Here is a 15,200-nt window from a genome sequence, read left to right on the forward strand (position 1 = left end):
AATCAAAAAAACTCCCGCCGTCTAGGGCGGGAACAGATATTATACATATAGGAATTGAGGAAGTGTCTCAAGCGAAAGGCGATTGCCGACAAAGAATGAACCGAATTCTCCGTAGCGGGCACTGACTTCGTCAAAACGCATTTCATACACAAGCTTTTTGAATTGAAGCACATCATCACTGAATAATGTAACGCCCCACTCGTAATCGTCAAAGCCGACGGAGCCGGTGATGATTTGTTTGACTTTGCCCGCATAGCTGCGGCCGATTAAGCCGTGGCTTCTCATCAAGTTTCTGCGTTCTTCCATTGAAAGCATGTACCAGTTGTCATTGCCGGATCTTCTTTTATCCATTGGATAGAAGCATACATATTTAAATTCCGGCAGTTCAGGGTAAAGGCGCGCACGCACATGCGGATTTTCGTAAGGGTCGCCGTCGCCGCTTGCCAAGTAGTTGCTCAGCTCTACCACTGATACGTAGGAGTAAGCCGGAATAGTGAACTCAGCAAGTCTTGATTTGTTGAATTCGAGCTCAATTTCATTTAATTCTTCCATTGTAGGACGAAGAATCATCAGCATAAAATCAGCTTTTTGGCCGACGATGCTGTAAAGCGCTTGCGACCCTTTTCCTTCTTTTTGTGCCACGCCCCATTTTTCAAGCAATCCTGTGAATTCATGTATAATAGATTGGCGCTCATCACTGGACAGCAGCTTCCAGGAAGTCCAGTCCATTGTGCGGAAATCATGAAGCGCATACCAGCCGTCAAGCGTTTTCGCCGCTTCATTCGTCATTTGCTGTTCACTCATTTATCTTCACTCCTATTACCATTTCATGATTGCCTTCACTATACCATAGTTTATCCGTTTCTACTGTGGAGAAACCTTGAACATCCCTTTTGTATAAATCCATAAAAATAAGAGAAACTATAAGGGGAAAATGAGTCAGTTAAATTAGTTAGAAAAATAAGATTTTTTTGTGAAAGCGCTATAATGAAAGTTGGCTGTTTGAATTTGGTTGGAAGAAGAGTATGCTAGTAAAAGAAAGCGTTTTTGTAACTTTTTGAGGAGGTTTTATTGTGGCAGATTTATTTTCAACAGTGCAAGAAAAAGTAGCTGGAAAAGACGTTAAAATTGTATTTCCTGAAGGTTTAGACGAGCGTATTTTAGAAGCTGTCAGCAAGCTTGCAGGAAACAAGGTGCTGAATCCGATTGTGGTCGGCAATGAAAATGAAATTCAAGCAAAAGCGAAAGAACTGAATCTGGCACTGGATGGCGTTCAGATTTATGATCCACATACATATGAAGGCATGGAAGACCTTGTACAAGCATTCGTTGAACGCCGTAAAGGCAAAGCGACAGAAGAACAGGCTCGAAAAGCGTTATTAGACGAGAACTACTTCGGTACAATGCTGGTGTACAAAGGGCTTGCACACGGACTTGTTAGCGGAGCGGCTCATTCAACAGCCGACACTGTCCGCCCGGCTCTTCAAATCATCAAAACAAAAGAAGGCGTGAAAAAGACTTCCGGCGTCTTCATCATGGCTCGCGGAGAAGAGCAATACGTATTCGCGGATTGCGCGATCAACATTGCGCCTGACAGCCAAGATCTTGCCGAAATTGCGATCGAAAGTGCCAATACGGCAAAAATGTTCGACATTGAGCCTCGCGTGGCAATGCTCAGCTTCTCTACAAAAGGCTCAGCTAAATCTGATGAAACAGAAAAAGTAACGGATGCTGTGAAAATCGCCAAAGAAAAAGCGCCTGAGCTGACACTTGACGGCGAATTCCAATTTGATGCTGCATTTGTTCCATCTGTAGCTGAGAAAAAAGCGCCGGATTCCGAGATCAAAGGGGACGCTAACGTATTCGTATTCCCAAGTCTTGAAGCAGGCAACATCGGCTATAAAATCGCTCAGCGTTTGGGCAACTTTGAAGCGGTAGGGCCAATTCTGCAAGGCTTAAATATGCCTGTAAACGACCTTTCAAGAGGTTGTAACGCTGAAGATGTTTACAACCTCGCATTAATTACAGCTGTACAAGCACTGTAATAAATGAAGACGATGGCAGCTCTCTTCCGGAGGGCTGCTTTTTTTGCGCCTTCGCATAGCCTTCTTTACCAAGTCAGATGATATGAGTACAATAAAGAAAACTGATCATAACTATATATTTTATTAATGACAGGGGTGGGGTTTTTGTATTACGACGTACTAAAAACGTTTATAGCGGTAGTAGAAGAAAAAAACTTCACGAAAGCGGCGGAAAAGCTGATGATCTCCCAGCCCAGCGTCAGTCTGCATATCAAAAATCTTGAGAAAGAATTTCAAACGGCCCTCCTGAACCGGTCGCCAAAACACTTTACGACAACGCCGACAGGAGACATTTTGTATCAAAGAGCAAAGCAAATGGTATTTCTCTACGAGCAAGCCAAGGCCGAAATCTATGCGCATCACCATTACGTGAAAGGCGAATTGAGAATAGCTGCCAGCTTTACGATCGGAGAGTATATTCTTCCGCCGCTTCTGGCCCAGCTGCAAAAGTTGTATCCAGAGCTGAACCTCGATGTCATGATTGGCAATACAGAGGAGGTCAGCGAACGTGTGCGGATGCTTCAGGCTGATATCGGACTGATTGAAGGACATACAAACGAGAATGAACTGGAAATTGAACCGTTCATGGAGGATGAAATGTGCATTGCCGCGCCGAATCAGCACCCGTTGGCCGGACGGAGAGATATTTCAATCAGCGATTTGCAAAACGAAGCATGGGTGACAAGAGAGAAAGGCTCCGGGACAAGAGAATATCTCGATCATGTGCTCAGCTCAAACGGACTGCGGCCGAAGTCGATGTTCACCATCAGCAGCAATCAAGGGGTAAAAGAAGCGGTGATCAGCGGCATGGGTCTGTCGGTTTTATCCAGAAGCGTGCTGCATAAGGATTTGATCCACCGTGAAATTTCCATTCTCCATATGAAGGATCTCTCATTAAAGCGCAAGCTGTCTTATATTCATTCTCCTCTCATGGAGAATACGAAAAATAAGGAAATTTTTATTACGATGCTGAAAAGCAATTATCAATCACAGCGGCTGAAATGATATAATAGTTTTCGTTCATAAGCCTAAAATGAAAGGGTTTTACATAGATGGCAAACCAACCGATTGATTTACTGATGCAGCCGACATGGAGAATCATTGACCAATCCAGTCTCGGCCCTTTATTTGATGCGAAGCAGTCCTTCGCAATAGATGATACGCTGTGCATGTCCGTCGGAAAAGGCGTGTCGCCGGCGACAGCGCGCTCATGGGTGCACCATAATACGATTGTCCTTGGAATACAGGATACGCGTCTGCCGTTTTTGCAGGATGGCATCGCTCTGCTGGAGAACGAAGGGTACCGTGTGATCGTACGCAATTCCGGCGGTCTGGCAGTCGTTTTGGACGAAGGCGTTTTAAATATCTCTCTCATATTCGAGGACGAAAAGAAAGGCATCGATATAGACAAAGGATATGAAGCGATGGTTGAGTTGATGAGACGGATGCTAAACCCATACAACGCAAATATCGAAGCCTATGAAATTGAAGGATCATATTGCCCCGGCAGCTATGACCTCAGCATAAATGGAAAAAAATTCGCCGGCATCTCTCAAAGACGCGTTCGCGGCGGAGTCGCTGTTCAGATTTATCTTTGCGCGGATAAAAGCGGCAGTCAAAGAGCCGATTTGATCAGAAGGTTCTACCAAGCGGCGCTGAAGGACAAACGAAATGATAAAAAAGGCGTTTATCCGGAGATATGTCCGGAAACGATGGCGTCCTTAAGCGAGCTTCTGCAAACAGACATCTCCGTACAAGACTTAATGTTCGCTTTACTGACGGAATTAAAAGCGTTAAGCACACACCTTTACTCAGCCGGACTGTCCGTTGATGAGGAAATGGAATTTGAGAAAAACCTCGTTCGGATGACTGAGCGGAATGCAAAGGTATTTGGGTGAATGTTCTTCGCATGCCAGCCGTATCGGCTGGCATGCATTTTTTATTTCATCTTGTTTTCAGATAAATCATTCTTACATGCAGATAACCATGAACAAAAGAAAAACGATAAAATGAGATCAGCATCCATATACAAAGGGGAGAGGGCAGATGAAAGGGAATGTTTACAGCCTGTTTGTACTGATTGCGGCTTTTTTCTGGGGAACCACGGGAACCGTTCAGGCGATGGCTCCAGAAAGCTCCACACCGCTGGCATTCGGAGCATTCCGATTATTAATAGGAGGAAGTGCCATGCTGCTTGCGGTTTGGATCAGCCGGGAGCTTCTCGTGAAAAATTGGTCATGGCCGCTCGTGTTATCAGCAGCGGTTTGTATGGCGTGTTACCAGCCGCTGTTTTTTACTGCCGTTAAAGAAACGGGAATTGCTGTAGGGACTGTGATTGCGATCGGCAGTGCGCCTATCATTGCCGGAAGCCTAGAGTGGGCCGTTTTGAAAAAACGCCCGCGAAACGCCTGGTGGATCGCGACCGTGCTGGCCTTATCAGGCTGCTGGCTTCTGTTTTCCGACGGTTCCAATGTTCGGATTGATGTGGCTGGTGTTCTTATGGCCTTTGGAGCGGGTGCTTCTTTTGCTGGCTATACGCTCATCAGTAAAGCGATGGTGAAAAACCAGCCTCCGCTAGCAACTTCCGCCGTTGTTTTTATGATCAGCGCCATCTTGCTGACGCCGCTTTTATGGCAGTCGGATATCTCGTGGATACTGACCCCGAGAGGACTGGGAACGAGCCTTTACATCGGGTTAATTGCAACGTGCGCCGCATACTTTTTGTTTGTGAAAGGCCTTACCGGGGTTCCGGCCTCGGCGGCGGTCACGCTGTCTTTAGCTGAACCGCTGACGGCCTCATTGCTGGGCGTGTTTGTCATAGGGGAAATGCTTTCACTCTCCTCTTGGTTCGGCATTGCCCTTATGATGCTCGGGCTTCTGGTCATCTCCGCTTCGCCTCGAAAACAAAAAACGGCCGAGGCAGTTCACATGTCTTAATAGATTCACATAAGCTTAGCCTCATTTTACAAGAATAGCGGAGCCGGCTGCAAAATGATGAAATCCTCTTTTCTCAATGGAAAAGGAGATTTTGCACATGGCGAAAATCCCAAAACCATCTGCTGTTTTGGGATTTTTCCAACTTATTCTGCCATTTTTTCTAAATTGCCGTTCCGGTCCATTTTGAAGGATGGAGATGCATGTTCATCTTCTTCAAATAAAACTAGTTTTCTGGCTCTATTCATAATTTTCACTAAGGTTTCGTAATCTTCTTGGATCGTTTTTTGATCTTTTTCAAGCTTTTGAACTTCTGCCTCAAGCTGTTCCGTTTTGCTTTGCAATTCCTGATTTTCTTTCTTTAAACGTTCATTTTCCATTCTTAATGCCGATGACTGCTCGTTATTTCCTTCATAACTCTGCAGGAAGCGGATCACATCATTCATCGTCATCTCAGGCGCAGCTGCAGGCGTTTGAGGAGACAATAAGTGTGATAGACTAGCTAACTCTTCCTTAAAGCTTTCATCGACAAAAGGCATGTGTTCGCCTGACATTAAAGGCTGCAGCTCATTTTCGGCTGATGGCGCGTCTGTTTTAACCGTCTCCTCTGCATCGGTTTCTTGAATGATTTCAGGATCAACCGCGGGAGGCTGATATAATAGCCTTTTTTTCGCAGGCTGCCCGTTTCCGAGCGCTCTCATCCGCTGTTTTCGCTGTTTTTTCGCAAGCTGAAGCGCTTTTTCATATTGATGGCGGACGACCGCGTTCCATCTGAATCCGCAGGCTGCGGATGTCCGGTTTAATTGATCTCCGACTTCTTCAAAGGCGTTCAGCTGAGTGCTGCCCTCCCTCACATGCCGAAGCACTGTTTCGGCTAAAAGCAGATCATCTTCTTTTGACCAAGCGTCTTGTCGCTGTTTTGTCATTTATCTCAACTCCCATTTTCTTTTCATGGTATTAGAATGTCCAGTTTGGAAAATATTTATACAAATTGGCTGAAAGAATAGAAGATACGAAGGTTGGAGCAGCTTGCAGGAACAGTCGAATCCTTGTAAAATAAAGAGTGATGTGATTTTTTTGAAAAGCGTATTTTAGGTTTATTCACATAGATGAACATAGAAATGAAGGGAAGCGTACATCATGGCTAATGAATTTCGAGTGTGTGATGATTGCCAAGCCACTAATATCAAAACATTGCTGCCGCGTTTAAAAGAAGTGGACCCGGACGCAAAGGTTGAGGTAGGGTGCCAATCTTATTGCGGGCCCGGACGCAAAAAATCATTTGCTTTTGTGAACAATCGCCCGCTGTCAGCTCCGACAGAGGATGAGCTGATTGACAAAGTACAAAAGAAAATAAAAAAGTAAAAACATATTTTTCATAGCCTCGGCCCTCAGGTCAGGCTTTTTTGCTTCACAAGATCTGTTTTTCGTGAAGATGGAACAAATCGCCGGGCAAATTCAAGGATGTTTTCAAAGAATAGAGTCGATATAATAGAAACACGGCTAAAAAAAAGAGGGAATGACGATGGCGTATCCAAATGGAAAATTATCAGAAGAAAAAGTGTTTAAAGATCCGGTGCACCGCTATGTTCATGTTCGGGACAAGCTGATATGGGATTTGATCGGAACCCGCGAATTTCAGCGTCTCCGCAGAATTAAGCAGCTCGGCACGACGTATTTGACGTTCCATGGCGCTGAGCACAGCCGGTTCAACCATTCTCTCGGTGTCTATGAAATTGTCAGGAGAATGGTTGATGACGTCTTTAAAGGCCGCCCTGAATGGGATGACAGTGAGCGCGAACTCTGTTTGGCCGCGGCGCTGCTTCATGATCTCGGGCACGGACCATTCTCGCATTCATTTGAAAAAGTCTTTCACCTTGACCACGAAGATTTTACAAGAGATATCATTTTGGGAGACACAGAGGTCAATCAGGTGCTCAGAAAGGTGAGCCCGCGTTTCCCACAGGATGTTGCTGAAGTCATTGCCAAAACATATAAAAACAAGCAAGTGGTCAGCCTGATTTCGAGTCAGATTGACGCAGACCGCATGGATTACCTGCAGCGCGACGCTTATTATACGGGCGTCAGCTACGGCCATTTTGATATGGAGCGGATTCTTCGGGTGATGCGCCCGCGCGAGGATCAGATCGTCATTAAAGAAAGCGGGATGCACGCTGTCGAAGACTATATCATGAGCCGCTACCAAATGTACTGGCAGGTGTATTTCCATCCTGTGACAAGAAGCGCAGAGGTTATTTTAACGAAGATTCTTCACAGGGCGAAGCAGCTGCACGATGAAGGCTATGTCTTCACTCACGCCCCGGTTCATTTCTATTCTATTTTTGAAGGTAAATTGACACTGGAGGATTATGTGAAGCTGGATGAATCTATTATTTTGTATTACTTCCAGGCCTGGGAGGATGAAGAAGACGCGATTTTATCCGATTTGTGCCGCAGATTCATTAACCGCCAGCTGTTCCAATACGTTGAATTCAATCCGAATGAAGAAATGTCGGCTTATTTTGAGCTGACTTCATTGTTCAAAGAGGCGGGAATCGATCCGAGCTATTATTTGGTCGTTGATTCTTCTTCCGATCTTCCATACGATTTTTACCGTCCTGGAGAGGAAGAGGAGCGTCTGCCGATCCATCTCTTGACGCAAAACGGCCAAATTAAAGAGCTGTCCAGACAGTCGGCTATTGTGGAATCCATCTCCGGAAAACGGCGGACGGACCACAAGCTGTACTATCCGAAGGACCTGATTTGTGACGGCTCTGAACACCCGGAAGCGAAAATGAAAATCCGGCAGCTGCTGGGACTGACATAGAAATTGGAAAGAAGGAAAAAGGAGATGTCGGGAATTTGTTGAAAGAACATGCAAAACTGATGAAGGTGTTCTCGGATTCTGGAGAAATCATCGGGCGGAAGAAGATGCAGAAAATGATTTATATCGCAAAAAAAATGCAGTTTCCTTTCTATGAGAAATATGATTTTCACTTTTACGGACCGTATTCAGAGGAACTGACGCTCCAGATTGAAGAGCTGTGCAACCTTGGATTTCTGCATGAGGTGAAGGAAAAAAAGGGCGGCTACTTTCAATACCGTTATTCGCTGACTGAGACAGGCTCCGCATTTTTAGACCATGCTGATCTGGATATGCCAGACATTAAGGGCTATATCGACAGTGTGAACAGCCGTTCATCGCGGTTTTTAGAGCTGGTTTCCACGATCCTTTACTTTGACGGGCTTGAGGCCGAGGAAAAGAAAGAAAAAGTCTTTACAATCAAAAGCAAGCAAAAATATACAAATGAAGAATATGACGAAGCGCTTCAATACATAGAGGAATTGAAGCAGATTTGTTAACCATACAAAGCAAAAGAAATGATCCGTTTCTTTTGCTTTTTTTATTGACAAAAGCTGCTAAGGAATCTATTGTGGATATTAGTTATCTATAATTTATCGGGAGTGAATTGGATGAAAATGAAATCAGGGATGGAGCAGGCGGTTTCTGTGCTGCTGTTACTGTCAAGGCTGCCCGTACAGTCTTCTTTAACGTCAGAGGCAATCAGCCAGCGTTTGCGCGTGTCTCCGTCTTATTTGAAGAAGTTGATGAGGACATTGGTTCAGGCCGGTTTGGCAGAATCCATACCGGGGACGAAGGGCGGTTTTACCCTTACGAAGCCTTTGACAGACATTACGCTCTATGATGTTTATCAAGCGGTTGAAGGCAGAGGTTCGATCTATCAGGGGAAAGGCTTGCTGCAATCCGTATTCGAGGGTGAAAGCAGCTGTGTGCTGGAGACAGTCATGGGGGAAATCGAGGATAAATGGGCCAATCTCATGAGAGAAGAATCCTTGCAGCAGGTTATGGACAGAGTCGGGGAATTGTACGATCTTGAAAAAATAGATGATTGGGTAAACAAGCAAATGAAAGGGCAATTGCAATGAAAAACAGCGGATCTTTACAAAAGTCAGAATCATCAACTGGCATATCTGTACTGATCGTGCTCGCTCTCGGTTTTCTCATGGCTACTCTTGATGTAACCGTTGTGAATGTGGCGATGGCTGATATGAAAAGCGCTCTTTCGATGTCACTTTCAGGTGTGACGTGGGTTGTGGACGGGTACATCCTTACTTTTGCTTCGCTTCTGCTGGCGGGCGGAGCCTTGGCTGACCGTTTCGGCTCGAAGGCGATATATATACTCGGCTTGGCCGTTTTTGTCTTGGCCTCTAGTCTATGCGCTGTATCCATTAATGGCCAGATGTTGATTGCCGGACGCCTCATACAGGGAATTGGCGCGGCTTTGTTTATGCCGAGCTCACTCAGCCTTTTGGCTGCTTCTTACCCTGATGAGCGTGTGCGGGCGAGAATGTTTGGATTGTGGGCCGCTCTTGTTTCCGCCGCTTCTGGCCTTGGGCCCTTTATCGGCGGTGTGCTGGTACAGGCGGCAGGCTGGCAGAGTATTTTTCTGATCAATGTGCCGTTAGGGGCTGTTGCGCTCATTTCAGCTTATCGAATACTCGGCCGCGTGCCGGGAAAAAGCAGCTGCGTAAATATTACAGGGCATCTGCTTGGAGTGGCGGCTCTCGGATTTCTCTCCTTTGCATTGATACAGGGGCCTTCAGCTGGCTGGCGCTCGCCTGTGATTCTTGGTGCATTCGCGGCGGCGGTTTTGGCATTTGTGCTGTTTTTGCTGCGGGAAATCTCTGCGGAAACATCGATTCTGCCGGCGTCCTTATATAAAAACGGCCGATTCTCAGCTGCTCAATTCGTCGGGTTTTTGCTGAATTTTGCCCTTTTCGGCGGCATGTTTATGCTGAGCCTTTTTTTGCAGGAGGCAAGAGGCGCAAGCTCCTTTATGGCTGGAGTTGAGCTGCTGCCGATGATGGCGGTCTTCGTGATTGGCAATCTGTTGTTTGCCCGTCTGGTGAATCGGTTTGAAGCAGGACAGCTTATGTTTGTATCAATGGCGGTCGGCTGTATCGTTGCATTGCTGTTGTTTATGCTTGTTTCTCCGGATTTTCCTTATTGGCAGCTGGCGGTTTTGATGTCTGTCATGAACCTTGGCACCGGCATTACAGTTCCTGCCATGACAACTGTGATCATGCAGGCTGCCGGACAAAAGCATGCGAATATCGCCGGCGCGGCCTTGAATGCCAACCGGCAAATCGGAGCCTTGGTCGGCGTAGCGGTATCCGGGGTGATTATTCATCTGTCCGCCACTTGGTATGCAGGCGCCGGATTTACGTTTTTGATGATGGGAGCGGCGTACAGCCTCGCCGCATTGCTTGTATGGCTGTTTCTGGCTGTCCATAACGGCACTGCCGCGTCAGAAAAAATGTAAATCACTGATTGCGTTTTGTGGGAATATATAGTAAGATATAAAAAATTATTGAAACGACAGGCACTGATAAGGACATGAGATGCTTTTTACGGTTTCCAGAGAGGGAAGAACAGCTGAGATCTTCCTAACGCAGGGAAAGCAGCTTACCGCCTTTGAGCCGTATCGGAGAAATCAAGTATCTGATACCGTCATGCTGCGTTACAGCACCTTAAAGCCGATACACCATGTGTGTTGATCGGGAATTTGGGTGGAACCACGGATGATAAACACATTCGTCCCTTTTATAGGGATGAATGTGTTTTTTTATATGAATTGAATACATGCGAAGAAAAGGACATGAATGATCGTTACGGTTTTCAGAGAGGGAAGGAAAGGTGAGAGCTTCCCAGCTTAGGGCTGTCATTTACCGCCTTGGAGCAGCATTGGGGAACGAAAGTATCCAATGCCGTCTATGCTGCGTTACAGCACCAAGCCGACAAACAAATAGCGTTTGTCGGGAATTTGGGTGGAACCACGGGTTAATCACACACTCGTCCCTTTTATAGGGATGGGTGTGTTTTTTTATGAATTGAATACATGCGAAGAAAAGGACATGAATGGTCGTTACGGTTTTCAGAGAGGGAAGGAAAGGTGAGAGCTTCCCAGCTTAGGATGATCATTTACCGCCTTGGAGCAGCATTGGGGAACGAAAGTATCCAATGCCGTCTATGCTGCGTTACAGCACCAAGCCGACAACATAGCGTTTGTCGGGAATTTGGGTGGAACCACGGGTTAATCACACACTCGTCCCTTTCAGAGGGATGGGTGTGTTTTTTTATATACAACAATAATGAAGGAGTGTTTAAAAATGAGTAAACATGTACACATTCAGCATCCAGACGGACAGATCAAGGAATATCCGAAAGGCATTACAATCAAAGAAGCGGCTGGTTCTATCAGTTCCAGTCTGCAAAAGAAGGCGGCTGCGGGTCAGGTCAACGGCAAGCTCGTTGATCTCGGCTTCAAGCTGGAGGAGGATGCTGAGCTTTCGATTGTCACACTTGATTCACAAGAAGGCTTGCAAGTGCTCCGCCACACATCAGCGCACGTGCTGGCCCAAGCGGTGAAACGGCTGTATGGCGAAGTGTCATTGGGGGTGGGGCCTGTGATAGAAGACGGCTTCTACTATGACATGAAGCTGGAGCACAGTTTGACATCGGATGACTTAGAAGCCATCGAAAAAGAAATGAAGAACATTATAAATGAAAACCTTGAAATGAAAAGAATTGAGGTTTCTTACGAAGAGGCTGAAGAACTGTTTGCCAAAAAAGGCGAGCCGTTTAAGCTGGAGATTTTGAAGGATATTCCGCGCGGAGAGGATATCACGCTGTATCAGCAGGGAGAATTCGTTGACCTGTGCCGGGGGCCGCACCTTCCTTCTACAGGGATGATCAAGGCGTTCAAACTGACAAGAGTATCGGGCGCTTATTGGCGCGGAGACAATGAAAATGAAGTCCTGCAGCGGGTGTACGGGGTTGCGTTTCACAAGAAAAAAGATTTGGATGCGCATCTGCATATGCTGGAAGAAGCGGCAAAACGTGACCACCGCAAGCTTGGCAAACAGTTAGAGCTGTTTATGTTTTCTGAAGAAGCGCCGGGGATGCCGTTTTATTTGCCGAAAGGGCAGATTGTCCGCAATGAACTGGAACGCTTCTCGCGTGAGCTGCAAACAAATGCCGGCTATGATGAGGTGCGTACGCCGTTTATGATGAATCAGCGGTTATGGGAGCAGTCAGGCCACTGGGATCATTATCGCGACAATATGTATTTTTCAGAAGTGGATGAGACAAGATTCGCAATGAAGCCGATGAATTGTCCTGGACATATGCTCATATTTAAAAACAACCTGTATTCGTATCGTGATCTGCCGATTCGTATGGCGGAGTTCGGCCAGGTCCATCGCCATGAATACAGCGGCGCTTTAAATGGAATGCTTCGCGTCCGGACGTTCTGTCAGGATGACGCGCATATCTTCGTTCGGGAGGATCAGATTGAGAGCGAGATCAAAGAAGCGATTGGGCTGATTGACGAGGTATATCGTACATTTGGTTTTGAGTATTCGGTTGAGCTTTCGACTCGCCCGGAGGATTCATTGGGCGATGATAGCCTTTGGGAAGCATCGGAACGCGCCTTAGCACATGTCCTTGAGGAACTCGGCCTGCCTTATGAGGTGAATGAAGGCGATGGGGCGTTTTATGGACCGAAAATTGATTTTCACATAAAAGATGCCCTGAAACGAAGCCACCAATGTGCGACAATTCAGCTTGATTTTCAAATGCCGGAAAAATTCGATTTAACATATATCAATGAACACAATGAAAAGGTTCGTCCTGTTGTCATACACAGAGCGGTATTCGGCTCGATCGACCGTTTCTTTGGTATTTTGATCGAGCATTTCGGCGGGGCGTTCCCAGTCTGGCTCGCACCGATTCAGGTTCAAATCATACCGGTTTCACACGTTCACTTGGACTATTGCAGAAAGGTGCAGGCAGAGCTGAAACAGGTGGGGATAAGAGTCGGCATTGATGAGCGCAATGAGAAGCTTGGATACAAAATCAGAGAGTCGCAGGTACAGAAAATCCCATACGTGCTTGTGCTAGGAGATCATGAAGAGCAGCAGGATGCGGTAAACGTCCGCCAATTCGGGCATCAAGAGAATAAACACGTTCCTTTTCAAACTTTTAAAGATAAACTTGTCAAACAGGTGAAAAATCGAGGCATGTAGGAGAAAAGCTGCGGATTCTCATTTTGCTTTTTTGACTTTCCCTATCCGGAATCAGTAAAATAATAAGTAAATCATATCGTTCGTATGTTATGAATGCATCTCGAAATGGGGAAATTGACATGGACCATGACAAACTGGAAGCAAATTTGCTGGATCACGCACTTACAAAATACTTGAAAACCACGAAGCAAATAGATGAAGCTACCGTTCCGAAACACGTAAATAATATAAGAGGATTTATTCTGCGGATCATATACAGACATGGGAGCTGCACCATAAAGGATATACTAAAAGAGGTCACACTGTCTCCCTCTGCGACAACCACCGCCCTCAATCATTTAGAGCAGGAGGGTTTTATTGAGAGATCGAGAAATAAAAATGACCGCCGCACTGTATGGATTACGCTTTCCGAGTCGGGCCGGGGAGCGGCTGAGCAAATGATTGAAAACCGCCAGCAGCTGATTGACGGCATGTTTGAACGTGTAACAGCCGAAGAGAAAAAGACGTTCTTAGCGATTGTTGCGAAGCTGACCCAATAGGGATAGAAAAAGCCGGTGCGCGAAGCGCCGGCTTTATAGAGATTATTCCATATCGCTCAGACGTTTGCCTGCGACGGCATAATGGTCTTTTCTCATTTCTTCTATAAACACAACAATTTTTTCTTCAGAAGCACCGGTTGTTTCCTTTACCGCTTCTGTTACTTTCTCGACAAGATTGCGTTTTTGCTCGTCTGTACGGCCTTCGAGCATTTTGACGGTTACGTATGGCATGGGTGCTGAATCCTCCTTTATCTCGTTTCCTCTCTTTAGAAAAAGAGGCTTCTTATAGTATACTGAATAAAGTAAATTCTTGCATTTTTAGAAAGAGGGATATCTCACTTGGACCGTTTTTTATATTATCCGTTATCTTTAATGCCATACCTCGTCATCACGTTAATTGTGTCGTTTACGATACACGAGCTTGCCCATGCTTATGTCGCATACAAATTCGGTGACGATACGGCGAAAAGACAAGGAAGACTGACACTGAATCCTATTAAACACCTTGATCCGTTCGGAACCATTTTGATTCTGGTGGCCGGCTTCGGATGGGCGCGCCCTATTCCTGTCAATCGCCGCTTCTTTAAGAAACCTCGGCTTGCCGGCGTGCTCGTATCTATTGCCGGACCCGTCAGTAACCTGATTCTTGCGTTTATCGGTTTCTTTTTGTTAGTGTTGATGCATGCATACGGAATGGAGCAGCTTGCGGCATTCAGCACGGGACTTGATCAGTTCTTTTCCATTTGGATTCAGCTGAATCTTGTCTTGTTTTTATTTAATCTGCTGCCGCTGCCGCCGCTCGATGGCTATCGAATCATTGAAGATCTCGTCCCGCCGGGGGTTCGTGCCAAGATGACGCAGGCGGAGAGCTACGGCTTTATTGTCTTTTTGGTTCTGTTTGTGACACCGCTCGGATCTTACGTGCTTTGGCCGATGCTCAATGCCGGAAGAGATCAGATTTTAGAGCTGTTTTCAGCGATATTTCAACCGCTTTTGTAGGAGGTAGAACTTATGGAAGAAAAAAAGAAAAAATCAATCGGGTTTAATATTATTAAAAGTGATCCGACAGACGGACACGGCGGTTTTGGCGTAGGGGCACTCAGCTTAGATAACATTTCCCCCGTATTCGTCGATGTAGAGGAAAAAGAAGCGTTCGTTGACATCGGTGCTATGCACGCCCGCAGCACCGTTGAAAAAGGAATTAAATTTCTGCCGAACAAAGAAGAAGTTCCGAACGGCAAACCATACTGGCTTGTCTGGGTGACGATTGACAGAAGAGAAGAGGGGCCTTATTACGCTGGTGTGACAGCCTGTGAACTGACGGTCGACAGAAGCATCAGAAGAGGCTACAAATCGCTGCCTGAGCATGTGAATCTGATGGATAAATCCATGAAACGGAACATTATCATTGATAAAATGGACGACAGCTCGAAGCGTGTGCTCGGCGAGTTTCTGAAAAATCATGATCAGGGCCTATGGGACCGGTCACCAGATGAATTAAAAACAGGCCTGCTTCCGGAAGACCATTAGTTTG

General features: G+C 46.1%; 17 protein-coding genes and 2 other annotated features. Of the genes, 14 read left to right on the plus strand and 3 right to left on the minus strand.

What is annotated here, in order from left to right; translation table 11 throughout:
• Positions 1-39: 39 nt before the first annotated feature.
• Positions 40-804, minus strand: a complete 765-nt coding sequence (gene hemQ / locus V6D44_RS07035) for a hydrogen peroxide-dependent heme synthase (protein ID WP_141113419.1) — start codon at positions 802-804, stop codon at positions 40-42.
• Between the two features lie 269 nt (positions 805-1,073).
• On the opposite strand from hemQ, the gene pta reads away from it, so the two are divergent.
• The 4 genes from pta (at position 1,074) to V6D44_RS07055 (ending at position 5,021) form a co-directional block, all read left to right on the plus strand.
• The gene (gene pta / locus V6D44_RS07040; RefSeq protein ID WP_333516377.1) at positions 1,074-2,045 is read left to right on the plus strand and encodes a phosphate acetyltransferase; all 972 of its coding nucleotides are present in this window, start codon (positions 1,074-1,076) and stop codon (positions 2,043-2,045) included.
• Positions 2,046-2,189: 144 nt separating this feature from the next.
• Positions 2,190-3,089, plus strand: a complete 900-nt coding sequence (gene cysL / locus V6D44_RS07045) for a cysJI operon transcriptional regulator CysL (RefSeq protein ID WP_289348610.1) — start codon at positions 2,190-2,192, stop codon at positions 3,087-3,089.
• A gap of 47 nt (positions 3,090-3,136) precedes the next feature.
• A complete protein-coding gene (gene ywfL, locus V6D44_RS07050) occupies positions 3,137-3,982 on the plus strand; it encodes an octanoyl-[GcvH]:protein N-octanoyltransferase (protein WP_087992761.1) in 846 nt (281 codons plus the stop codon).
• 148 nt (positions 3,983-4,130) lie between these two features.
• Positions 4,131-5,021, plus strand: a complete 891-nt coding sequence (locus V6D44_RS07055) for a carboxylate/amino acid/amine transporter (protein WP_087992760.1) — start codon at positions 4,131-4,133, stop codon at positions 5,019-5,021.
• A 143-nt stretch (positions 5,022-5,164) separates the two neighbouring features.
• On the opposite strand, the gene rsfA is transcribed toward V6D44_RS07055, so the two are convergent.
• Complete coding sequence (gene rsfA, locus V6D44_RS07060) at positions 5,165-5,944, minus strand: prespore-specific transcription regulator RsfA (RefSeq protein ID WP_087992759.1); 780 nt, start codon at positions 5,942-5,944, stop codon at positions 5,165-5,167.
• A gap of 214 nt (positions 5,945-6,158) precedes the next feature.
• Here rsfA and V6D44_RS07065 point away from each other — a divergent pair, with 214 nt between their 5' ends.
• The 8 genes from V6D44_RS07065 (at position 6,159) to V6D44_RS07100 (ending at position 13,666) form a co-directional block, all read left to right on the plus strand.
• Positions 6,159-6,383 carry a DUF1450 domain-containing protein gene (locus tag V6D44_RS07065; RefSeq protein WP_087992758.1) on the plus strand — a complete coding sequence of 75 codons (225 nt, stop codon included), beginning with the start codon at positions 6,159-6,161 and terminating at the stop codon, positions 6,381-6,383.
• Between the two features lie 160 nt (positions 6,384-6,543).
• Positions 6,544-7,845 carry an HD domain-containing protein gene (locus tag V6D44_RS07070; RefSeq protein ID WP_019716089.1) on the plus strand — a complete coding sequence of 434 codons (1,302 nt, stop codon included), beginning with the start codon at positions 6,544-6,546 and terminating at the stop codon, positions 7,843-7,845.
• A gap of 35 nt (positions 7,846-7,880) precedes the next feature.
• Positions 7,881-8,381 (plus strand): YwgA family protein, encoded by a 501-nt coding sequence (locus tag V6D44_RS07075; protein ID WP_087992757.1) that lies wholly within the window; start codon positions 7,881-7,883, stop codon positions 8,379-8,381.
• A 111-nt stretch (positions 8,382-8,492) separates the two neighbouring features.
• The gene (locus V6D44_RS07080; protein ID WP_087992756.1) at positions 8,493-8,966 is read left to right on the plus strand and encodes an Rrf2 family transcriptional regulator; all 474 of its coding nucleotides are present in this window, start codon (positions 8,493-8,495) and stop codon (positions 8,964-8,966) included.
• Positions 8,963-10,363 (plus strand): MFS transporter, encoded by a 1,401-nt coding sequence (locus V6D44_RS07085; protein WP_087992755.1) that lies wholly within the window; start codon positions 8,963-8,965, stop codon positions 10,361-10,363. The genes V6D44_RS07080 and V6D44_RS07085 overlap by 4 nt, the downstream gene beginning before the upstream one ends.
• Positions 10,364-10,442: 79 nt before the next feature.
• Positions 10,443-10,598, plus strand: coding sequence for a hypothetical protein (locus tag V6D44_RS07090; RefSeq protein ID WP_141113418.1), 156 nt, complete (start codon positions 10,443-10,445; stop codon positions 10,596-10,598).
• A gap of 81 nt (positions 10,599-10,679) precedes the next feature.
• Positions 10,680-10,904 (plus strand) — a binding site (T-box leader).
• A gap of 31 nt (positions 10,905-10,935) precedes the next feature.
• Positions 10,936-11,157: a binding site (T-box leader), on the plus strand.
• A 53-nt stretch (positions 11,158-11,210) separates the two neighbouring features.
• The gene (thrS, locus tag V6D44_RS07095) at positions 11,211-13,127 is read left to right on the plus strand and encodes a threonine--tRNA ligase (RefSeq protein ID WP_087992754.1); all 1,917 of its coding nucleotides are present in this window, start codon (positions 11,211-11,213) and stop codon (positions 13,125-13,127) included.
• Between the two features lie 119 nt (positions 13,128-13,246).
• Positions 13,247-13,666: a MarR family transcriptional regulator gene (locus V6D44_RS07100; protein ID WP_087992753.1), complete on the plus strand. Its 420-nt coding sequence runs from the start codon at positions 13,247-13,249 to the stop codon at positions 13,664-13,666.
• 42 nt (positions 13,667-13,708) lie between these two features.
• Here V6D44_RS07100 and V6D44_RS07105 read toward each other — a convergent pair whose 3' ends face one another.
• Positions 13,709-13,897 (minus strand): 2-hydroxymuconate tautomerase, encoded by a 189-nt coding sequence (locus tag V6D44_RS07105; protein WP_003222038.1) that lies wholly within the window; start codon positions 13,895-13,897, stop codon positions 13,709-13,711.
• Positions 13,898-14,005: 108 nt separating this feature from the next.
• Between V6D44_RS07105 and V6D44_RS07110 the strand changes: the two genes are divergently transcribed.
• Positions 14,006-14,665, plus strand: a complete 660-nt coding sequence (locus tag V6D44_RS07110; protein WP_087992752.1) for a site-2 protease family protein — start codon at positions 14,006-14,008, stop codon at positions 14,663-14,665.
• Positions 14,666-14,677: 12 nt separating this feature from the next.
• Positions 14,678-15,196 (plus strand): YwhD family protein, encoded by a 519-nt coding sequence (locus tag V6D44_RS07115; RefSeq protein WP_087992751.1) that lies wholly within the window; start codon positions 14,678-14,680, stop codon positions 15,194-15,196.
• Positions 15,197-15,200: the final 4 nt, after the last annotated feature.

Source organism: Bacillus sp. 0209A, assembly GCF_036765095.1.
GTDB classification, from domain to species: domain Bacteria; phylum Bacillota; class Bacilli; order Bacillales; family Bacillaceae; genus Bacillus; species Bacillus subtilis_G.